Consider the following 14,987-nt stretch of genomic DNA (forward strand, 5'->3'; position numbering starts at 1 on the left):
CTGTATAACGCACATAAAAAAACCGCGGCTTTTGTTTAAAATATCAACCAAACAAAGGCCACGGTTTTTTACTATATTAACGTCTCAGTTTATTTTTTTGTAAAACAAATCTCATCTTCTTTCGTATCCGCCACAATCACATCCCCGCTCACAAATCTTCCGGCAAGCAACTCGTTAGCTAATGGATTTTCTATCCATCTCTGTATGGCTCTTTTCAGCGGTCGAGCGCCGTAAATTGGATCGTAACCCACCTCAGACAAACGAGTCATGGCACTCTCACTCATTGTCATGCTCATCCCCATCTCAGCCAAACGTTGATTCAAGTGAAGCAATTGAATACGCGCAATACCTTGTATTTGAGATAACATCAATGGATGGAAAACAACGGCCTCATCAATTCTGTTGATAAACTCAGGGCGAAAATGCATTCCAACCACGTCCATTACTTTTTCTTTAATCTCATCATATTGGCTATCATCTCGATACTCCTGAATCACATCAGAACCAAGGTTTGACGTCATTACAATCACTGTATTACGGAAGTCGACCGTTCGCCCCTGCCCGTCTGTTAATCGACCATCATCCAATACTTGCAATAGAATATTAAAGACATCTGGATGCGCTTTTTCTATCTCATCAAGTAACAGTACTGAATAGGGACGACGACGAACGGCCTCAGTCAAATAGCCGCCTTCTTCGTAACCCACATACCCAGGAGGAGAGCCAATTAAACGGGAAACAGAATGCTTCTCCATAAATTCCGACATATCCAAGCGCACCATAGCCGCTTCAGAGTCAAACAAAAAAGTAGCCAGAGACTTACACAACTCAGTCTTACCAACCCCAGTAGGCCCTAAGAACAAAAATGAACCATTAGGCCTATTTGGATCGGCCAAACCAGACCTGGAGCGTCTAACGGCATTAGCAACCGCCCCAACGGCTTCTTCCTGACCGATAACCGACTCATGTAACGCCTCTTCCATTCGAAGCAACTTATCACGCTCACCCTCCAACATCTTATCAACAGGAATGCCTGTCCATCTTGATACAACAGTGGCGATCTCTTCCTCGCTTACTCTGTTTCGAAGCAATTGAGTTTGACCCAATTCTTCCGCTTGACTGGCTTTTTCAATTTCGGCTTCCAACATTGGAATAACACCATACTGAAGCTCAGACATCTTCGCTAAATTTCCCTCACGACGCGCTTCTTCCATCTCATGCCTAACGGATTCAAGATCCTCTTTTAGCTTTTGCCCACCTTGGACTAAGGCTTTTTCAGCATTCCAAATTTCATCTAAATCAGAATATTGTTTTTCTAGTGACTCAACTTCGGAATCCAGCTCTTTTAGACGGGTTTTAGAGGCCTTATCCTTTTCTTTTTTCAAAGCTTCCTGCTCTATCTTTAACTGAATTAGGCGGCGCTCTAATCGGTCCATATCCTCTGGCTTTGAATCCATTTCCATTCGTATGCGACTGCCCGCTTCATCAATTAAGTCAATGGCTTTATCAGGTAACTGCCTATCTGTAATATAACGTTGAGACAGTTTAGCCGCAGCAATAATAGCCGAGTCAGTAATGTCCACACCATGGTGCACCTCATAACGCTCTTTTAAGCCACGTAGAATAGCAACCGTGTCAGCAACCGAGGGTTCTTCCACCAGAACCTTTTGAAAACGACGCTCCAGAGCCGCATCCTTTTCAATAAACTGACGGTATTCATTTAATGTCGTCGCCCCTACACAATGCAGTTCACCACGTGCAAGAGCAGGTTTAAGCATATTACCGGCATCCATAGAACCTTCGGATTTTCCAGCACCCACCATAGTATGAATTTCATCAATAAACAGGATAACTTGCCCCTCTTGCTTAGAGAGTTCATTGAGCACGGCTTTTAAACGCTCCTCAAATTCACCACGATACTTAGCCCCCGCAATCAGAGTTCCCATATCTAAAGAAAGCACTCGTTTATTTTTTAGGCCTTCAGGAACTTCACCATTGATAATACGCTGAGCCAATCCTTCGGCAATGGCCGTTTTACCCACGCCCGGCTCACCAATGAGTACGGGGTTATTTTTACGACGACGTTGGAGAACTTGGATAGTACGACGTATTTCATCATCACGACCAATGACGGGATCTAGCTTACCAGAGGCGGCTCTTGCGGTTAAATCAACGGTATATTTATCAAGCGCTTGGCGATTTTCTTCTGCATTCGCATCATTTACCCCTTCGCCACCACGCACCTGATCAATTACAGCCGCGATATCGTTTTTGGTAACGCCAGTTGCTTTTAATGTTTTTGCAAGATCATCTTTGCCATCAAACATGGCCATCAAAATCAATTCGGATGAAATAAACTGATCTTTTCGTTTTTGCGCTTCTTTATCACCAAGATTTAATAACCGCACCATCTCAGGCGACATTTGAACATTGCCATCATGATCATTCACTTTGGCAAGTTGGCCTAACACATCGTTCAGTGATTCTCTTAACTTTACAACTTGAATGCCAGATTGCTGAAGAATAGGACGAGTACTGCCTCCTTGTTGATCTATCAAGGCAATCAATAAATGTACAGGCTCTATGTAGGAATGGTCATGCCCTAAGGCAACAGATTGAGCATCAGAAAGAGCGAGCTGCAACTTACTTGTTAATCGATCAATTCTCATTAATAAACTCCTTTGTATAGGAAAATTCTTACTGTATTTACCTAGTTAATACGTCCCAAAGTACAAATTTCAACACTCGAGTGTCAAAATAATGACACTCATCAAGAAAGCACCCTGATTTACTGGTAGAAAATTATTATTCAAACCAAATCACACTGGCCATTCGACCCGTCACACCGTCCCTTCTATAGGAGTAGAAGCATTCTTTCTCAATAAAGGTACAACGGTCGCCGCCATAAATTTGATTTACCCCTGCCAAGCTAAGCCTTTGACGAGCCAACAAATACAAATCGCCAAGCCACTTTCCCCCGGCTTTAGGCGTAAAAGCCAAAGCGGCCTCAGGCGAATGATCAACAAATGCCTCTTTAACCTCTTCACCAATCTCAAAAGATTGCGGCCCAATTGCCGGTCCCAACCATGCCATTAGATTTTCTGTTTCATCAAAATGGTTTACCGCCTGCTCGATTACACCATCACATAATCCACGCCAACCAGCGTGCAAAGCAGAGACTTGAGTACCGCTTGAATTCGTTAAAAACACGGGTAAACAATCCGCGGTAAGAATCGCGCACACCTGATTCGCTTCTTTTGTCGTTGATGCATCCGCTTGATCATGAAGGCCTTCAGAACAGGCCGAGTCAAAAGGCAGTTCAAGCGTACGGGTACCATGCACCTGATTCAACCACACTAGAGTGTTTGGCATCGTCGTTCGCCTTTGAAGCAACAAGCGATTGTAAGCAACATGATCTGGGTTATCATTCACATGAGCGCCTAAATTTAAGCCCATGTATTCACCCTCACTCACACCACCTTTACGGGTAGAAACGAACGCTCGAACGTTTTTAGGTGCCGGCCAATCAGGTTGAATCAAATCTAACGCTTCATGAGAATTCTCAACTTTCAAAACACACCTCAATATCACAAAATATAAGCTTGCATATAAACAAGAAAGCAGCCATAGGGCCGCTTTCTTACTTGATACTTATAACAAAGAAAAACAGTAAAATCGCTTTCTTTTAAAAGCTAATCTTTATTAATAATACTCAGAATCGTCACTTCCAGAATCTTCCATATCTTGTTTTAGCAATTCAATTAGATGCTGCATATCTTCTGGAAGATCCACTTCCCACTCCATAAAGTCACCACTAATTGGATGGGTTAACTCTAATTTTTTAGCATGCAGGGCTTGACGTCTAAACAAACGAATACCCTCTTGGAGCTCAGGAGAACAGGCTTTTGGCATTTTTAAACGACCTGCATACTGCGGATCACCCACGAGAGGGAATTTCGCAAATGCCATATGCACGCGAATTTGGTGTGTACGGCCAGTCTCAAGCTTTAATCGAATGTGGGTGTGGTTTTTGAAACGCTTCACCAAACGGTAATGAGTAATCGCCTCTTTCCCGTGTATTGGCTCAACGGCCATTTTTTGGCGATTATTAGGGTGACGCCCAATAGGTTCGTCCACGACACCCCCGCCTGTCATCACGCCAATAGTAATGGCTTCGTACTCACGACCCATACTACGATCTTGCAGTTGAGAAACGAGATCTGTTTGAGCCGCCAATGTTTTAGCGATTACCATCAAACCTGTCGTTTCTTTGTCCAGTCGATGGACGATACCTGCTCGCGGCACATGGCCCACTTCAGGAGCATGATGCAAAACCGCATTAAGCAAGGTACCATCTCTGTGCCCAGACGCTGGATGCACAACAAGTCCTGCCGGCTTATTAATCACTAAAATATCATCATCTTCATAAACAATATTTAACGGGATGTCCTCTGGTAAATGCTCTTCTTGATTTTCTACAAGAACACTTAACGAAATAATCTCTCCCCCAAACACTTTCTCTTTTGCTTTTACTTTTTTACCATCTACTAAAATGGTACCTTCTTTTATCCAAGACTGAATACGAGACCTTGAAAAATCTTCAAATAGTTCAGTAGAGACTTGATCCAGTCTCTGGCCACTAAAATCCACGGGAACTTGGGCTTCTTTTACAATACGCTCTGCCATACAATGTACTTAAATTGTTGATGAGTGGAAATTACATAAAATTCACACATCATCAAGTGATAATAAAAACTCAGCTCTGTTATTATTGAACACAGTGTTCACACTTAGAGCCACAGATAGCCAATTCGGTAACTTTTACTTATTTAAGGTTTTAATTATACATGGGATTTCATCAGACGTTGCTGCGATTCATAACAATTACGAGTTTTTCTTTGCTTGCAATCGCTTGCGCAAACAAAACAGTACAAGAAGCAGACCTTCCAGAACAAGAATATTACCAAAAAGCGCAGGCGGCGCTAGAGGATGGATTACCAACAACCGCGGTAAAACATTTAAAAGATTTAACAAACCGCTACCCTTTCGGTGAATACACTGTACGTGCTGAACTTGATCTAATATACGCTTATCTCAGTGCTGGGGACTATATCGCCGCACACGCGAATGTAGAACGGTTTATTAAGAACCACCCCGACCACTCTTCACTGGATTACGCTTTCTATATGAGAGCGCTTAGTACTTACAAGAGCACAGAGAGCTTTTTGGGTCGATATTTAGACTTAGACCCTAGCGAAAGAGACGTATCAGAATTAACAACGTCATTTAATGAATTTTCATTACTACTTAAACGCTTTCCTGATAGCCAATATGCGCCTGACTCAAAAGTAAGAATGATCTATTTAAGGAATATTATCGCTAGACATGAAGTTCAGGTTGCAAGATACTATTTTAAGCGTAAAGCCCCCCTGTCGGCCTTACGACGCGGCCAAACTGTTTTAGAACAATATCCAAGTTCTGACTCTATTGAAGATGCCTTAGCTATTGTTATTCAAGCGTACATGGATTTAGAACAGTACGATTTAGCTCAAAATAACATAGAATTTTTGATTGAAAACTTCCCCTCATCCAGCCGCTTAGATGAGAACAATAAATTTATTACGGCAAGCCTGCCAAAAGATGCCGAGCCAGACTTTTTATATTGGGTAACACTGGGCGCGATTGATTAACAAGCAAGGCCATTTATTTGTATTAAATGAATGGCCTGATCTTTTTCGTCTAAAACCCGATTACAAGATTGTTAAGGGAAAAAGATTTCTTCTTGGCCTTCCACCCATTGTGGGTACTTCTTCATCACAACCAAAAACAAACTCGACTCTAAAAAGCGAGCCAACCACAACTTTAAATGGGGGTAACCACAGCTCTCAAACCAAACTGTATTGACGCCAGCAAACTGTCTAATAAACGGAAAAATGGCCACATCCGCCAACGTCATTTCTTTGCCTAATATAAAAGATGATTGACTCAATTGAGTTTCTAATTTAGACAAAAAATGCTCCCCTTTGCGTCTGTAAAATACCTCTGGATTCTCTGGAAAACGATCTGCGTATTTATATTTATCTAACCAAGCCTTAAACTCATTATCGTTTTCTTCAATCCACCGCTCAATGTGCTCTCTTAGAACGGGGTTGTTAGGCCACAATTGAGTGGCCAGTGAGGACCTATGGCCTCCTAATTGCGTCGCTTTATCTATAGCCCAAAATATAATATCTTTACTTTCTTCATAACGGTCGCCATGGTCGATAAGCTGAGGGACTGTAGACCGCCCTCCTAAAGACAGCAGAGCGGCAGGCTTATTTTTTAATACAACCTCTCGAAGCTCTACCCTTTCTTCTAATAATGCCAGCGTATAACGCGCTCTAATGGCGTAAGGACAGCGCCTAAAAGAATATAAAATGGTCAATTTAACAACAACCTCCTACTACCATTACCCAAAGACATAAAAAAACCACGACCTGCGTGGCTTTTTTATAACAAGCAAAAATTAAACGATGGTTACGTTTTCAGCTTGTGGGCCTTTTTGGCCATCAGTTACTTCAAAGCTCACAGCTTGGCCTTCTTGTAGAGTACGACGACCCGTGCCATTTATCGCGCGAAAATGAACAAAGACATCCGCTCCACCATCACGTTCAATAAAACCAAATCCTTTTTCATCGTTAAACCATTTAACAATACCTGTTACTAATTCACCAGACATACAAACCTCATTACTTATTAAGCTGCCCTTTATTGGGTCAGTCTATTTACAACCTCTGAATTTATCATTCAAGAGGCATCCTTTTTCATGGTTATCTCAAACAGAACGACCCTTTGGTGCTCTCAAAATAAAAATAAACCACCCCTTGATAATATGATGTCCAAATTCAAATGGGAAGAACTGCAATAAAACTTCACGAAAAATTAATAAGAAGATACGTCTAGAGAATCACACAAAAAAACAAAATGCACCAATTTAATACAAATAGGCCCAGTTTTTGCATTGTAATGGATCAATAAATATAAAAGCACCCGCGAATATATTTTATGCACCACATAAAAACAACAACTCAAAAAAACGCACCATATAAGAACAGAGAGGACCCCCTAGTGGATCAAATTAATAATGCTGTAGAAACGCTTGTATCAAGTTCCAATACATTATTTATTCTTTTAGGCGCGATAATGGTATTTGCGATGCATGCCGGATTCGCATTCCTAGAAGTTGGGACAGTGAGACAAAAGAATCAAGTAAATGCACTGGTTAAAATCATGACTGACTTTGCTGTCTCAGCTCTAGTCTACTTTTTCATCGGCTACCAAATTGCCTATGGGAGCCATTTTTTTTCAAGTGCAACAGAACTCTCTCAAAATAATGGTTATGAACTCGTCAAATTTTTCTTTTTAATGACATTTGCGGCCGCTATTCCAGCCATTATATCGGGAGGAGTCGCGGAACGCGCACGCTTTTATCCCATGCTTATTTCCGCCGCCATTATAGTAGGCCTTGTTTACCCTTTATTCGAAGGCATGATTTGGAACGGGAACTACGGCTTTCAATCTTGGCTAGAAACGCAATTCGGCGCAGGATTTCATGATTTTGCGGGCTCCGTTGTCGTGCATGGTGTAGGAGGATGGGTCGCTTTAGCTGCCACCTTACTTTTAGGACCTCGAACAGGACGTTATCGAAATGGTAAAGTTGTCGCATTTGCACCGTCCAACATCCCCTTTCTTGCACTTGGCGCATGGATTTTATGCATTGGCTGGTTTGGTTTTAACGTGATGTCGGCGCAAACTCTAGATGGTGTCAGCGGCCTGGTTGCGGTTAATTCATTAATGGCCATGGTTGGAGGCATTATTGCGGCCATGGTATTTGGTAAAAATGACCCTGGCTTTATTCATAACGGTCCATTAGCGGGACTTGTCGCAATTTGCGCAGGCTCAGATATTCTTCATCCAATTGGCGCTCTTGTGACTGGCGCAATAGCTGGCGCACTTTTTACCTGGCTGTTTATCTTAATCCAACAAAAATTTTCTAACCTTGACGACGTATTAGGGGTTTGGCCGCTCCACGGTATTTGCGGTGCATGGGGCGGTATTGCAGCCGGTATTTTTGGAACAGAAGCAATGGGCGGACTTGGGGGCGTAAGCTTAGTCTCCCAAATCATTGGCACGGTAGCTGGGATCAGCATTGCCTTGATCGGGGGATTTCTTGTGTATAGCGTCACCAAAATGCTTAGTGGACTTAGGCTGTCTCAAGAAGACGAATTTAATGGTGCCGACTTAAGTTTGCATAAAATCAGCTCAACGAATAAAGACTAATCTTGTAAAACCAGTTATTACTGGTTCTTTATAACCCTAGCCAACCTAGCTAGGGTTTTTTTTATCCTTTATTATAGGTCCCTCACTACGATGATAATAAGTCACCTATTATCAGCCCAAGTTTTTATAACATTAAGCCTTATAATACGATGCAAATTACCCTACTTACTCACTCTAGAGAGTTAGTCAAAACCACAGGCACTGGCCCAATTGTAAAAAAAGTCCTATCCGACAAATGCCATATTATCGAATGGCAAAGAAAAATACCTGATAAGATATTTGCTTCTCTTGATCCCTTAAAAACAGCGCTTGTGTATCCGATAAAAGAGACGGCGAAGTGGCCAATATCAGAACTAACTGATGCACAATTACCTAACATTGAGCATTTTGTTATTTTAGATGGCACCTGGCAAGAAGCTCAAAAAATGTATCATAGAAGCCCTTATTTACATGGGCTACCGCATTACGCCATCCGCTCTCAACATCGCTCTGAGTATCAACTCAGAAGAAATCAAAAGTCCGTTGGCTTATGCACAGCTGAGGTAGTTATTGAAATATTAAGAAGCAAAAAGTGTACTGAATTAGCAAGCCTACTTCACCAGCGATTTACGGCTTTCAATCAATTCTAGGCCGCCATACACCTTTATTAAAAAAAAGCACACTCAAGGTGCGCTAAAAAAGTCCCAGTATAGAAACCGATTAAGATCCTAAAATGGAACCTTGAATGATCATACTTTACAGTTAGGCCCTCCTAAACGTTAGAAGGGCCTAAGAATAAAGTTAGGACAAAATAATTATTAAAGATTTCTAGAAACCATAATTTCTAGAAACCATAATCTCTAAAAACCGTAGTAAGCACCGACGGCTGTGAAATCAAGCTCATCTGCAGATTGCTGACCGGCTTCAACATACACATAAACATCTTCACCCAAGTTATAGGTCGCACCCAGAGCGTACTCGTCATAATCTTCTGAGTTAGCAAGATCTAGCTCTACTTGTTGGAATGAGCCATACAAGCGACCTATGCCATATTCATAGCTGGCACCAACACCCATACGCGTATCAACGTCTGTATTTTCTTCATACTTCGCTTTTAACGTCATTGCAGCATCCAGTTGATAGCTTGCTGATAGACCGATGGTTTCTTTTGCATTGGGTGTGTTGTCTAGAGTGTCATAACCAAGGGCGAGCGTTAAAGCGTCTAGATTATATTTAACGACAGCCGTAAACGCTTCCCCTTCTTCAACCTGAGTTGATGACACCTCAGACTCAGCATCCCCCTTAACCTGAGCGGCAAGCTGAACTTCAAACCCGCCAAAAGATGGACTGAAATACGCAAGAGTGTCACCTTCTGTCGTCGTTGCTGAACCACTGATGCCTGCGAATTCAAATTGGTCTAAGCCATCCTGTATAGCATTATTATAAATACTGTCAAAAGTACCGATTTGCACTTTACCAAAACCACCTTTGGCGCCGACATACGCCTGATCAAGATTTACATCTATATCACTGGTTTTTTCGTCGGCATCGGCTTCCAATTCATATTTGAAAAAACCCGTCAAACCTTGATTTAACTTAGTTTCGCCCTTGAACCCAAAAGTTGAACCATTATCTGTAATTTCACTCTCACTATCACCACCAGCTACATCAGAATTATGGTATACAAGCTGTATATTACCGTAAGCATCTACGTAAGAATCATCTGCAGCTTGTGCAATTGATGTGAAAGCCGCACTTGAAACAGCCATTGCGATTAAAGATCTTTTCATCGGTTATTCCTTCTTAATTATTGCACTAAATCAGTCGAACGCTCAGACCGAACGCATTCGGTGAAACCAATATAAGCCGAATTTTTTTGTAAACAATATGGTCCTAGGTAATTACTTTTTTGCTCAATATTTCATGCAGAATTAACCGAATATGGCATCAAGAAAGAACTTACATAATCATGACTAAAATTACACATTAAAATAAATACAGCAAAATCAACAACTTAAATATAATCTTATTTTTCTTTGCTTTAACTGAGATCCTGATTAATACACTTATTCATATAAGTTAAAACTAATGGAAATAACTCAAGAAGAAAAAGGCAAAAAAAAAGGATACGGAATCCTTGATTGGGGATCAAAAATCAAAAAAACCAAAAGAAGTGTGCAAACGAGCCGATTTTACGAAAAAAATAGAGAGGCAATTAACAATTAGAAAGTAAAAATAGTCATAAGAAATTCAGAAAATACACCTGATTCTTACCTTTTCTCTAAAATAAAAGAATTAATCGGGTAAAAACCAAGTGTTTTATGAAGGCTAATAAAGCACTTACTAGAAAACGGTCAATTCAAATCGACCTAATCCCTCTATCGAAGCCTGCATGGTTTCACCCACTTTCACAGGGCCAACATTTTCAGGCGTACCCGTCATTATCAAATCCCCAGGATGCAACTCGAAGAGTCTGGATAAATGACTAATTACTTCCGCTATAGACCACGTTAAATTGGATAAATCACTTTTCTGTTTTAAAACGCCATCCACTCTCAACTCAATGGCCCCATGATCTAAAACGCCAACTTGCTGAATGGTTTTAATCGGTGTTAATGGGGCCGATAATTCAAATGATTTACCAACTTCCCAAGGACGCCCTTTTTTCTTTGCTTGGGATTGAAGGTCCCTCCTTGTCATATCAAGACCAACAGAGTACCCAAAAACACAATCCATCGCATCAGTCTTTGAAATATTGAACCCACCTTTAGAAAGAGCCACGACAAGCTCCACTTCGTATTCATAGCGACTGGTTTCAGCAGGGTATGGCACAGAACTAGAATCACTCGAAAAAGGTATCTCAAAAACGCTAGAAACATCCTTACAAAAGAAGAACGGAGGATCACGCTCTGGATCATCACCCATTTCCCTTGAATGTTCTGCGTAGTTTCGCCCAACACAATAGATTCGATTTATTGGAAATTTTTGTTCACTTTCAAAAATGCTAAGAGAAACAGTCTCCTTAGGAGGAAAAACAAAGTGACGAAAGCTCATAAATACAAATACTCATTTTAATGCAAGTTTAAGACAGTAAATCATAGATAAAACAAATATCTATTGCTTTTTATTGATCCACATCATGATAGATAAGTAAACCCTTACCATGATTACTCTAAGTTATGGATACTGTGTATTTTCAAGAACGAGTTTACTTTACATGCTTCACAAGCTTGCGCGTAACTTACAATTCAAGCAAATTTTAGCGTCTTTTGGCTTTGCTATATTTTCTTTATTGATCATTTTTTTCTATCTTTTATGGGAAGAGAAATACAATAGAGGGGTTGATTTTATTGAATTCAAAGAAAATGCCATCTTAGAGCATGAGCGAAAGATTGTTCAAGAAATAAAAGATGTTATTGAAACAATCGCTTTTGAAAGTAACGAAAATCGAAACAAGCTTAAATATTTGATCAAAAGCGAAGTGTTAACAGCACACATCATCGCTACAAAGCTCTTTCATGAGTTACAAACGTTCCTTCCTGAGGAAAAAATCAAACACACCATTATAGAAACACTCAGAAACATTCGATTTTTTGATGGCCGTGGGTATATTTTTATTGATGACTTACAAGGAACCAACCTCCTGATGCCTCCCTCTCCAGAGATTGAAGGCAAATCTATCTCTGATAAACAGGATGATTCGGGGAAATATATTGTTAAAGAGTTCCTTGAAATCGTCGCCTCAGAAAAGCAAGAAGGGTTCGCAACTTATCGATGGACAATCCCTCAATCAAATCAAGCATTACAGGAAAATAAGCTGTCTTTCGTTAAAAAATTCACCCCTTATGATTGGTTAATAGGTTCAGGAGATTATATTACCCATGCAGAAAAAGACCTAAAACAGAATCTACTTAACCGCATTCAATCAAAAATCAACGACAACATTTTTTTTATTTCTATAAAAGACAATGCGGGGAAGAGTCTTACACCTCATGAAAGAACGCAAAGCAACACGCTGAGTAATTACTTCTTTTTACAAGATGAAAGCCATTCAAAGCACGATAGCAACTTCATTATAACTCAAACCATAAAAGAGCCTATTTGGGATTGGGAGATTAGTGGTGGCTATTACTCAGACCAATTCGATGACTATATAAATCAGCAATGGTTAGCTCAAACGATTAAACAAAATAAAAATTTCAATAACCTAATGCTAGGGCTATTAACTGTCAGTGCTTTTATCTTATTAAGCGCGCTATTTATGTCAATCTGGATAAATAAAACATTCAGAGCTTACAGAGAAGAACAAGAGAGCCAAAGAGAAATCCTATTACAAAATCAAACCGACCTTGAGCTTGACGCTCGTGTTTTTAACAGCACAAATGAAGGCATTATCATTACCGACAAGGATAACAGAATAATTAAATGCAACTCAGCGTTTACAGAAATTACAGGCTATGAAGAAACAGAAGTTAAGGGCAAAAGCCCTTCATTTTTAAGCTCTCAAAAAACCCCTAGACACACTTACCTATCCATGTGGGAAAGCCTAACAAAAAAAGGCCATTGGCAAGGTGAAGTAATCAACAAACATAAAACGGGTTTTTTATTCCCCGAGTGGCTATCGATCAATGTACATAAGGACAAAAACGGTGACGTTATCAGCTACATAGGAACCATTACAGATATTACGTCACGCAAACGTATTCAAGAAAAATTGGAACATTTAGCCCATTTCGACTCTCTCACAGACCTCCCAAACAGACGACAATTAAACGATTTTATAGAACAAAGCATTACCGATGAAGAAATCCCTTACTTTTACATACTCTTCATGGACCTTGATAACTTTAAGTTCATTAATGACAGCTTAGGGCATGCAGTAGGTGATAAAGTACTACAAAAAACAGCCTCACGATTAGCCAACTTAACCAGCTCAACTAACTTAGCTTGTCGACTTGGTGGTGATGAATTTGTCGCCGTAATCAAAGACCCACTTATCACTCCAGACATCAAATTATTTGTTGAGAACTTAAAAAATAGAATTGGTGAACCTATCCATATTTTAGGGAATTCCTTAATTGTCACTCCCAGCATAGGCATTTCTCAGTACCCTAAAGATGGAGAGAGTCATGATATTTTACTAAAAAATGCCGATACAGCGCTTTATTTAGCTAAAGATAATGGACGAAATCGCTATGAGTTCTTCACTTCATCATTAAGCAAAATGGCGGCCGAAAGAGTATCTCTTGAGCAGGATTTAAGACAAGCAATACAACTTAACCAGTTCGAACTTTACTATCAACCTCAAATAGACCTCAACACAGGCGACCTAACAGGATGTGAAGCATTAATAAGATGGCACCACCCTAAAAGAGGACGAGTGCCACCTGATGTATTTATACCCATTGCAGAAGAAACAGGATTAATTATTGTAATAGGGCATTGGGTTCTAGAAGAAGCGCTCAAGCAACTATCACACTGGGAAATAAAAAATGATGCCTTTAACATGGCAATCAATTTTTCAGCCAGACAGTTTGATGAAGATGTTCCCCAAACGATCCATAGATTAATCAAAAAGTATCAACTAGACGCCAAAATGATTACCTTTGAAATAACTGAAAGCTTACTAATAAAACAACCCGCACAAGCGATTAAAATGTTAACCGACATACGAAACCTAGGAATCAAAATTGCACTTGACGATTTCGGAACAGGGTTTTCAAGCCTCTCTTATCTAAAAAAATTCCCTTTAGATAAGTTAAAAATTGATCGCAGTTTCATCAAAGAAATGCATCATAATAAAGACGACATTGCTATAACTAAATCGATTGTTGCAACAGCAAAGCATTTTGACTTAACCACTATTGCGGAAGGCGTTGAAAACAAAGAACAGGAAGCACTTTTACAGGAGATTGGCTGTAACCATGTTCAGGGTTACTACTACTCCAAACCTGTCACAGCCTTTGATATGCAACAAAAAATCAAACAAAACACGTCAGGTAAACATCAGCTCGTCTTTGGAGGTTGACAAATACACTTGAGATCAGCTTCGAAGCGGATCGATCATTCTCGATTGCGTCTTCATGTTTATTAATACGTATTTACCACATCAAATCATCTGGGATCTTAAAGTCTGCATAAGGATCGTCTTCGTCTTCAATATCCTCTACCCTATCATTACAAACCAGCACATAAGAATCGTCTCTCTGACTAATCTTTACAGCTACAGGCTCGGCGACCAGTTCATATTTATCGTCTAACTTAACAATAGCTAATTGACCGGCGGCTAATTGATTGTGCATTTGTTGACTAATATAAAGCTGCTTCACTTTTTTATTGTCTTTAAAATGGTATGCAATATCACCTTCTTCTTTAGGAATTCGATTCATTTCTATTATCTGGCGGATTTGTGCTTGCACAGCCCTTTTAAACGCCGCCTCTTCTTTTTGCAGGTTAAGCAAGCGATCTTTCTCCGCCTTTTCATCTCTTTGCTTCTTTAACTCTTGCTGCTTTAGGTTTTCATCTTCTGCTGTTGCTTTACCGTTTTTAACCTTTTGTTTATGCTGTAATTTTTCTGCTTTAAGTTTTTTGACTTTCTTTTTATCAACCAATCCTGCTTTCATTAGTTGCTCTTGAAGAGATTTTGCCACTTTTTATTTCTCCTAATAAAATTCTTAAATAAAACACCA

General features: G+C 40.0%; 12 protein-coding genes. 4 read left to right on the plus strand and 8 right to left on the minus strand.

Going from position 1 to position 14,987, the window contains the following annotated elements:
* Window positions 1-89: 89 nt before the first annotated feature.
* From clpB to rluD, 3 genes are all read right to left on the minus strand, one after another.
* Window positions 90-2,669 (minus strand): ATP-dependent chaperone ClpB, encoded by a 2,580-nt coding sequence (gene clpB, locus IEZ33_RS13905; RefSeq protein ID WP_191600633.1) that lies wholly within the window; start codon window positions 2,667-2,669, stop codon window positions 90-92.
* A gap of 136 nt (window positions 2,670-2,805) precedes the next feature.
* Window positions 2,806-3,573: a peptidoglycan editing factor PgeF gene (gene pgeF, locus IEZ33_RS13910; protein WP_240009540.1), complete on the minus strand. Its 768-nt coding sequence runs from the start codon at window positions 3,571-3,573 to the stop codon at window positions 2,806-2,808.
* Between the two features lie 129 nt (window positions 3,574-3,702).
* Window positions 3,703-4,686, minus strand: coding sequence for a 23S rRNA pseudouridine(1911/1915/1917) synthase RluD (gene rluD, locus IEZ33_RS13915; RefSeq protein WP_191600634.1), 984 nt, complete (start codon window positions 4,684-4,686; stop codon window positions 3,703-3,705).
* Window positions 4,687-4,847: 161 nt separating this feature from the next.
* On the opposite strand from rluD, the gene IEZ33_RS13920 reads away from it, so the two are divergent.
* A complete protein-coding gene (locus tag IEZ33_RS13920; RefSeq protein WP_191600635.1) occupies window positions 4,848-5,690 on the plus strand; it encodes an outer membrane protein assembly factor BamD in 843 nt (280 codons plus the stop codon).
* Window positions 5,691-5,761: 71 nt separating this feature from the next.
* On the opposite strand, the gene IEZ33_RS13925 is transcribed toward IEZ33_RS13920, so the two are convergent.
* The gene (locus IEZ33_RS13925; RefSeq protein WP_191600636.1) at window positions 5,762-6,424 is read right to left on the minus strand and encodes a glutathione S-transferase; all 663 of its coding nucleotides are present in this window, start codon (window positions 6,422-6,424) and stop codon (window positions 5,762-5,764) included.
* A gap of 81 nt (window positions 6,425-6,505) precedes the next feature.
* The gene (locus IEZ33_RS13930) at window positions 6,506-6,718 is read right to left on the minus strand and encodes a cold-shock protein (RefSeq protein WP_191600637.1); all 213 of its coding nucleotides are present in this window, start codon (window positions 6,716-6,718) and stop codon (window positions 6,506-6,508) included.
* A 389-nt stretch (window positions 6,719-7,107) separates the two neighbouring features.
* Between IEZ33_RS13930 and IEZ33_RS13935 the strand changes: the two genes are divergently transcribed.
* Both IEZ33_RS13935 and IEZ33_RS13940 read left to right on the plus strand, forming a co-directional pair.
* Window positions 7,108-8,319, plus strand: a complete 1,212-nt coding sequence (locus IEZ33_RS13935) for an ammonium transporter (RefSeq protein WP_191600638.1) — start codon at window positions 7,108-7,110, stop codon at window positions 8,317-8,319.
* Window positions 8,320-8,450: 131 nt separating this feature from the next.
* Window positions 8,451-8,948, plus strand: a complete 498-nt coding sequence (locus IEZ33_RS13940; RefSeq protein ID WP_275672811.1) for a DTW domain-containing protein — start codon at window positions 8,451-8,453, stop codon at window positions 8,946-8,948.
* Window positions 8,949-9,158: 210 nt separating this feature from the next.
* Here IEZ33_RS13940 and IEZ33_RS13945 read toward each other — a convergent pair whose 3' ends face one another.
* Together IEZ33_RS13945 and IEZ33_RS13950 are read right to left on the minus strand one after the other, a co-directional pair.
* Complete coding sequence (locus tag IEZ33_RS13945; protein WP_191600640.1) at window positions 9,159-10,088, minus strand: porin; 930 nt, start codon at window positions 10,086-10,088, stop codon at window positions 9,159-9,161.
* Between the two features lie 553 nt (window positions 10,089-10,641).
* On the minus strand, window positions 10,642-11,352 hold the full coding sequence (locus IEZ33_RS13950) for a fumarylacetoacetate hydrolase family protein (RefSeq protein ID WP_191600641.1): 711 nt from the start codon (window positions 11,350-11,352) through the stop codon (window positions 10,642-10,644).
* A 163-nt stretch (window positions 11,353-11,515) separates the two neighbouring features.
* On the opposite strand from IEZ33_RS13950, the gene IEZ33_RS13955 reads away from it, so the two are divergent.
* On the plus strand, window positions 11,516-14,326 hold the full coding sequence (locus tag IEZ33_RS13955) for a bifunctional diguanylate cyclase/phosphodiesterase (RefSeq protein WP_191600642.1): 2,811 nt from the start codon (window positions 11,516-11,518) through the stop codon (window positions 14,324-14,326).
* A 73-nt stretch (window positions 14,327-14,399) separates the two neighbouring features.
* Here the strand turns inward: IEZ33_RS13955 and IEZ33_RS13960 are convergent, their stop codons facing one another.
* The gene (locus tag IEZ33_RS13960; protein ID WP_206696857.1) at window positions 14,400-14,948 is read right to left on the minus strand and encodes a DUF2058 domain-containing protein; all 549 of its coding nucleotides are present in this window, start codon (window positions 14,946-14,948) and stop codon (window positions 14,400-14,402) included.
* Between the last annotated feature and the right edge of the window lie 39 nt (window positions 14,949-14,987).

Source organism: Marinomonas algicola (genome assembly GCF_014805825.1).
Classification (GTDB): domain Bacteria; phylum Pseudomonadota; class Gammaproteobacteria; order Pseudomonadales; family Marinomonadaceae; genus Marinomonas; species Marinomonas algicola.

Excerpts from the sequence above, each read along its gene's own strand:
- clpB (WP_191600633.1), bottom strand. The coding sequence starts at position 2,669 with ATGAGAATTGATCGATTAACAAGTAAGTTGCAGCTCGCTCTTTCTGAT.
- IEZ33_RS13930 (WP_191600637.1), bottom strand. The coding sequence starts at position 6,718 with ATGTCTGGTGAATTAGTAACAGGTATTGTTAAATGGTTTAACGATGAA.
- IEZ33_RS13955 (WP_191600642.1), top strand. The coding sequence starts at position 11,516 with ATGCTTCACAAGCTTGCGCGTAACTTACAATTCAAGCAAATTTTAGCG.
- IEZ33_RS13945 (WP_191600640.1), bottom strand. The coding sequence starts at position 10,088 with ATGAAAAGATCTTTAATCGCAATGGCTGTTTCAAGTGCGGCTTTCACA.
- IEZ33_RS13950 (WP_191600641.1), bottom strand. The coding sequence starts at position 11,352 with ATGAGCTTTCGTCACTTTGTTTTTCCTCCTAAGGAGACTGTTTCTCTT.
- IEZ33_RS13920 (WP_191600635.1), top strand. The coding sequence starts at position 4,848 with ATGGGATTTCATCAGACGTTGCTGCGATTCATAACAATTACGAGTTTT.
- rluD (WP_191600634.1), bottom strand. The coding sequence starts at position 4,686 with ATGGCAGAGCGTATTGTAAAAGAAGCCCAAGTTCCCGTGGATTTTAGT.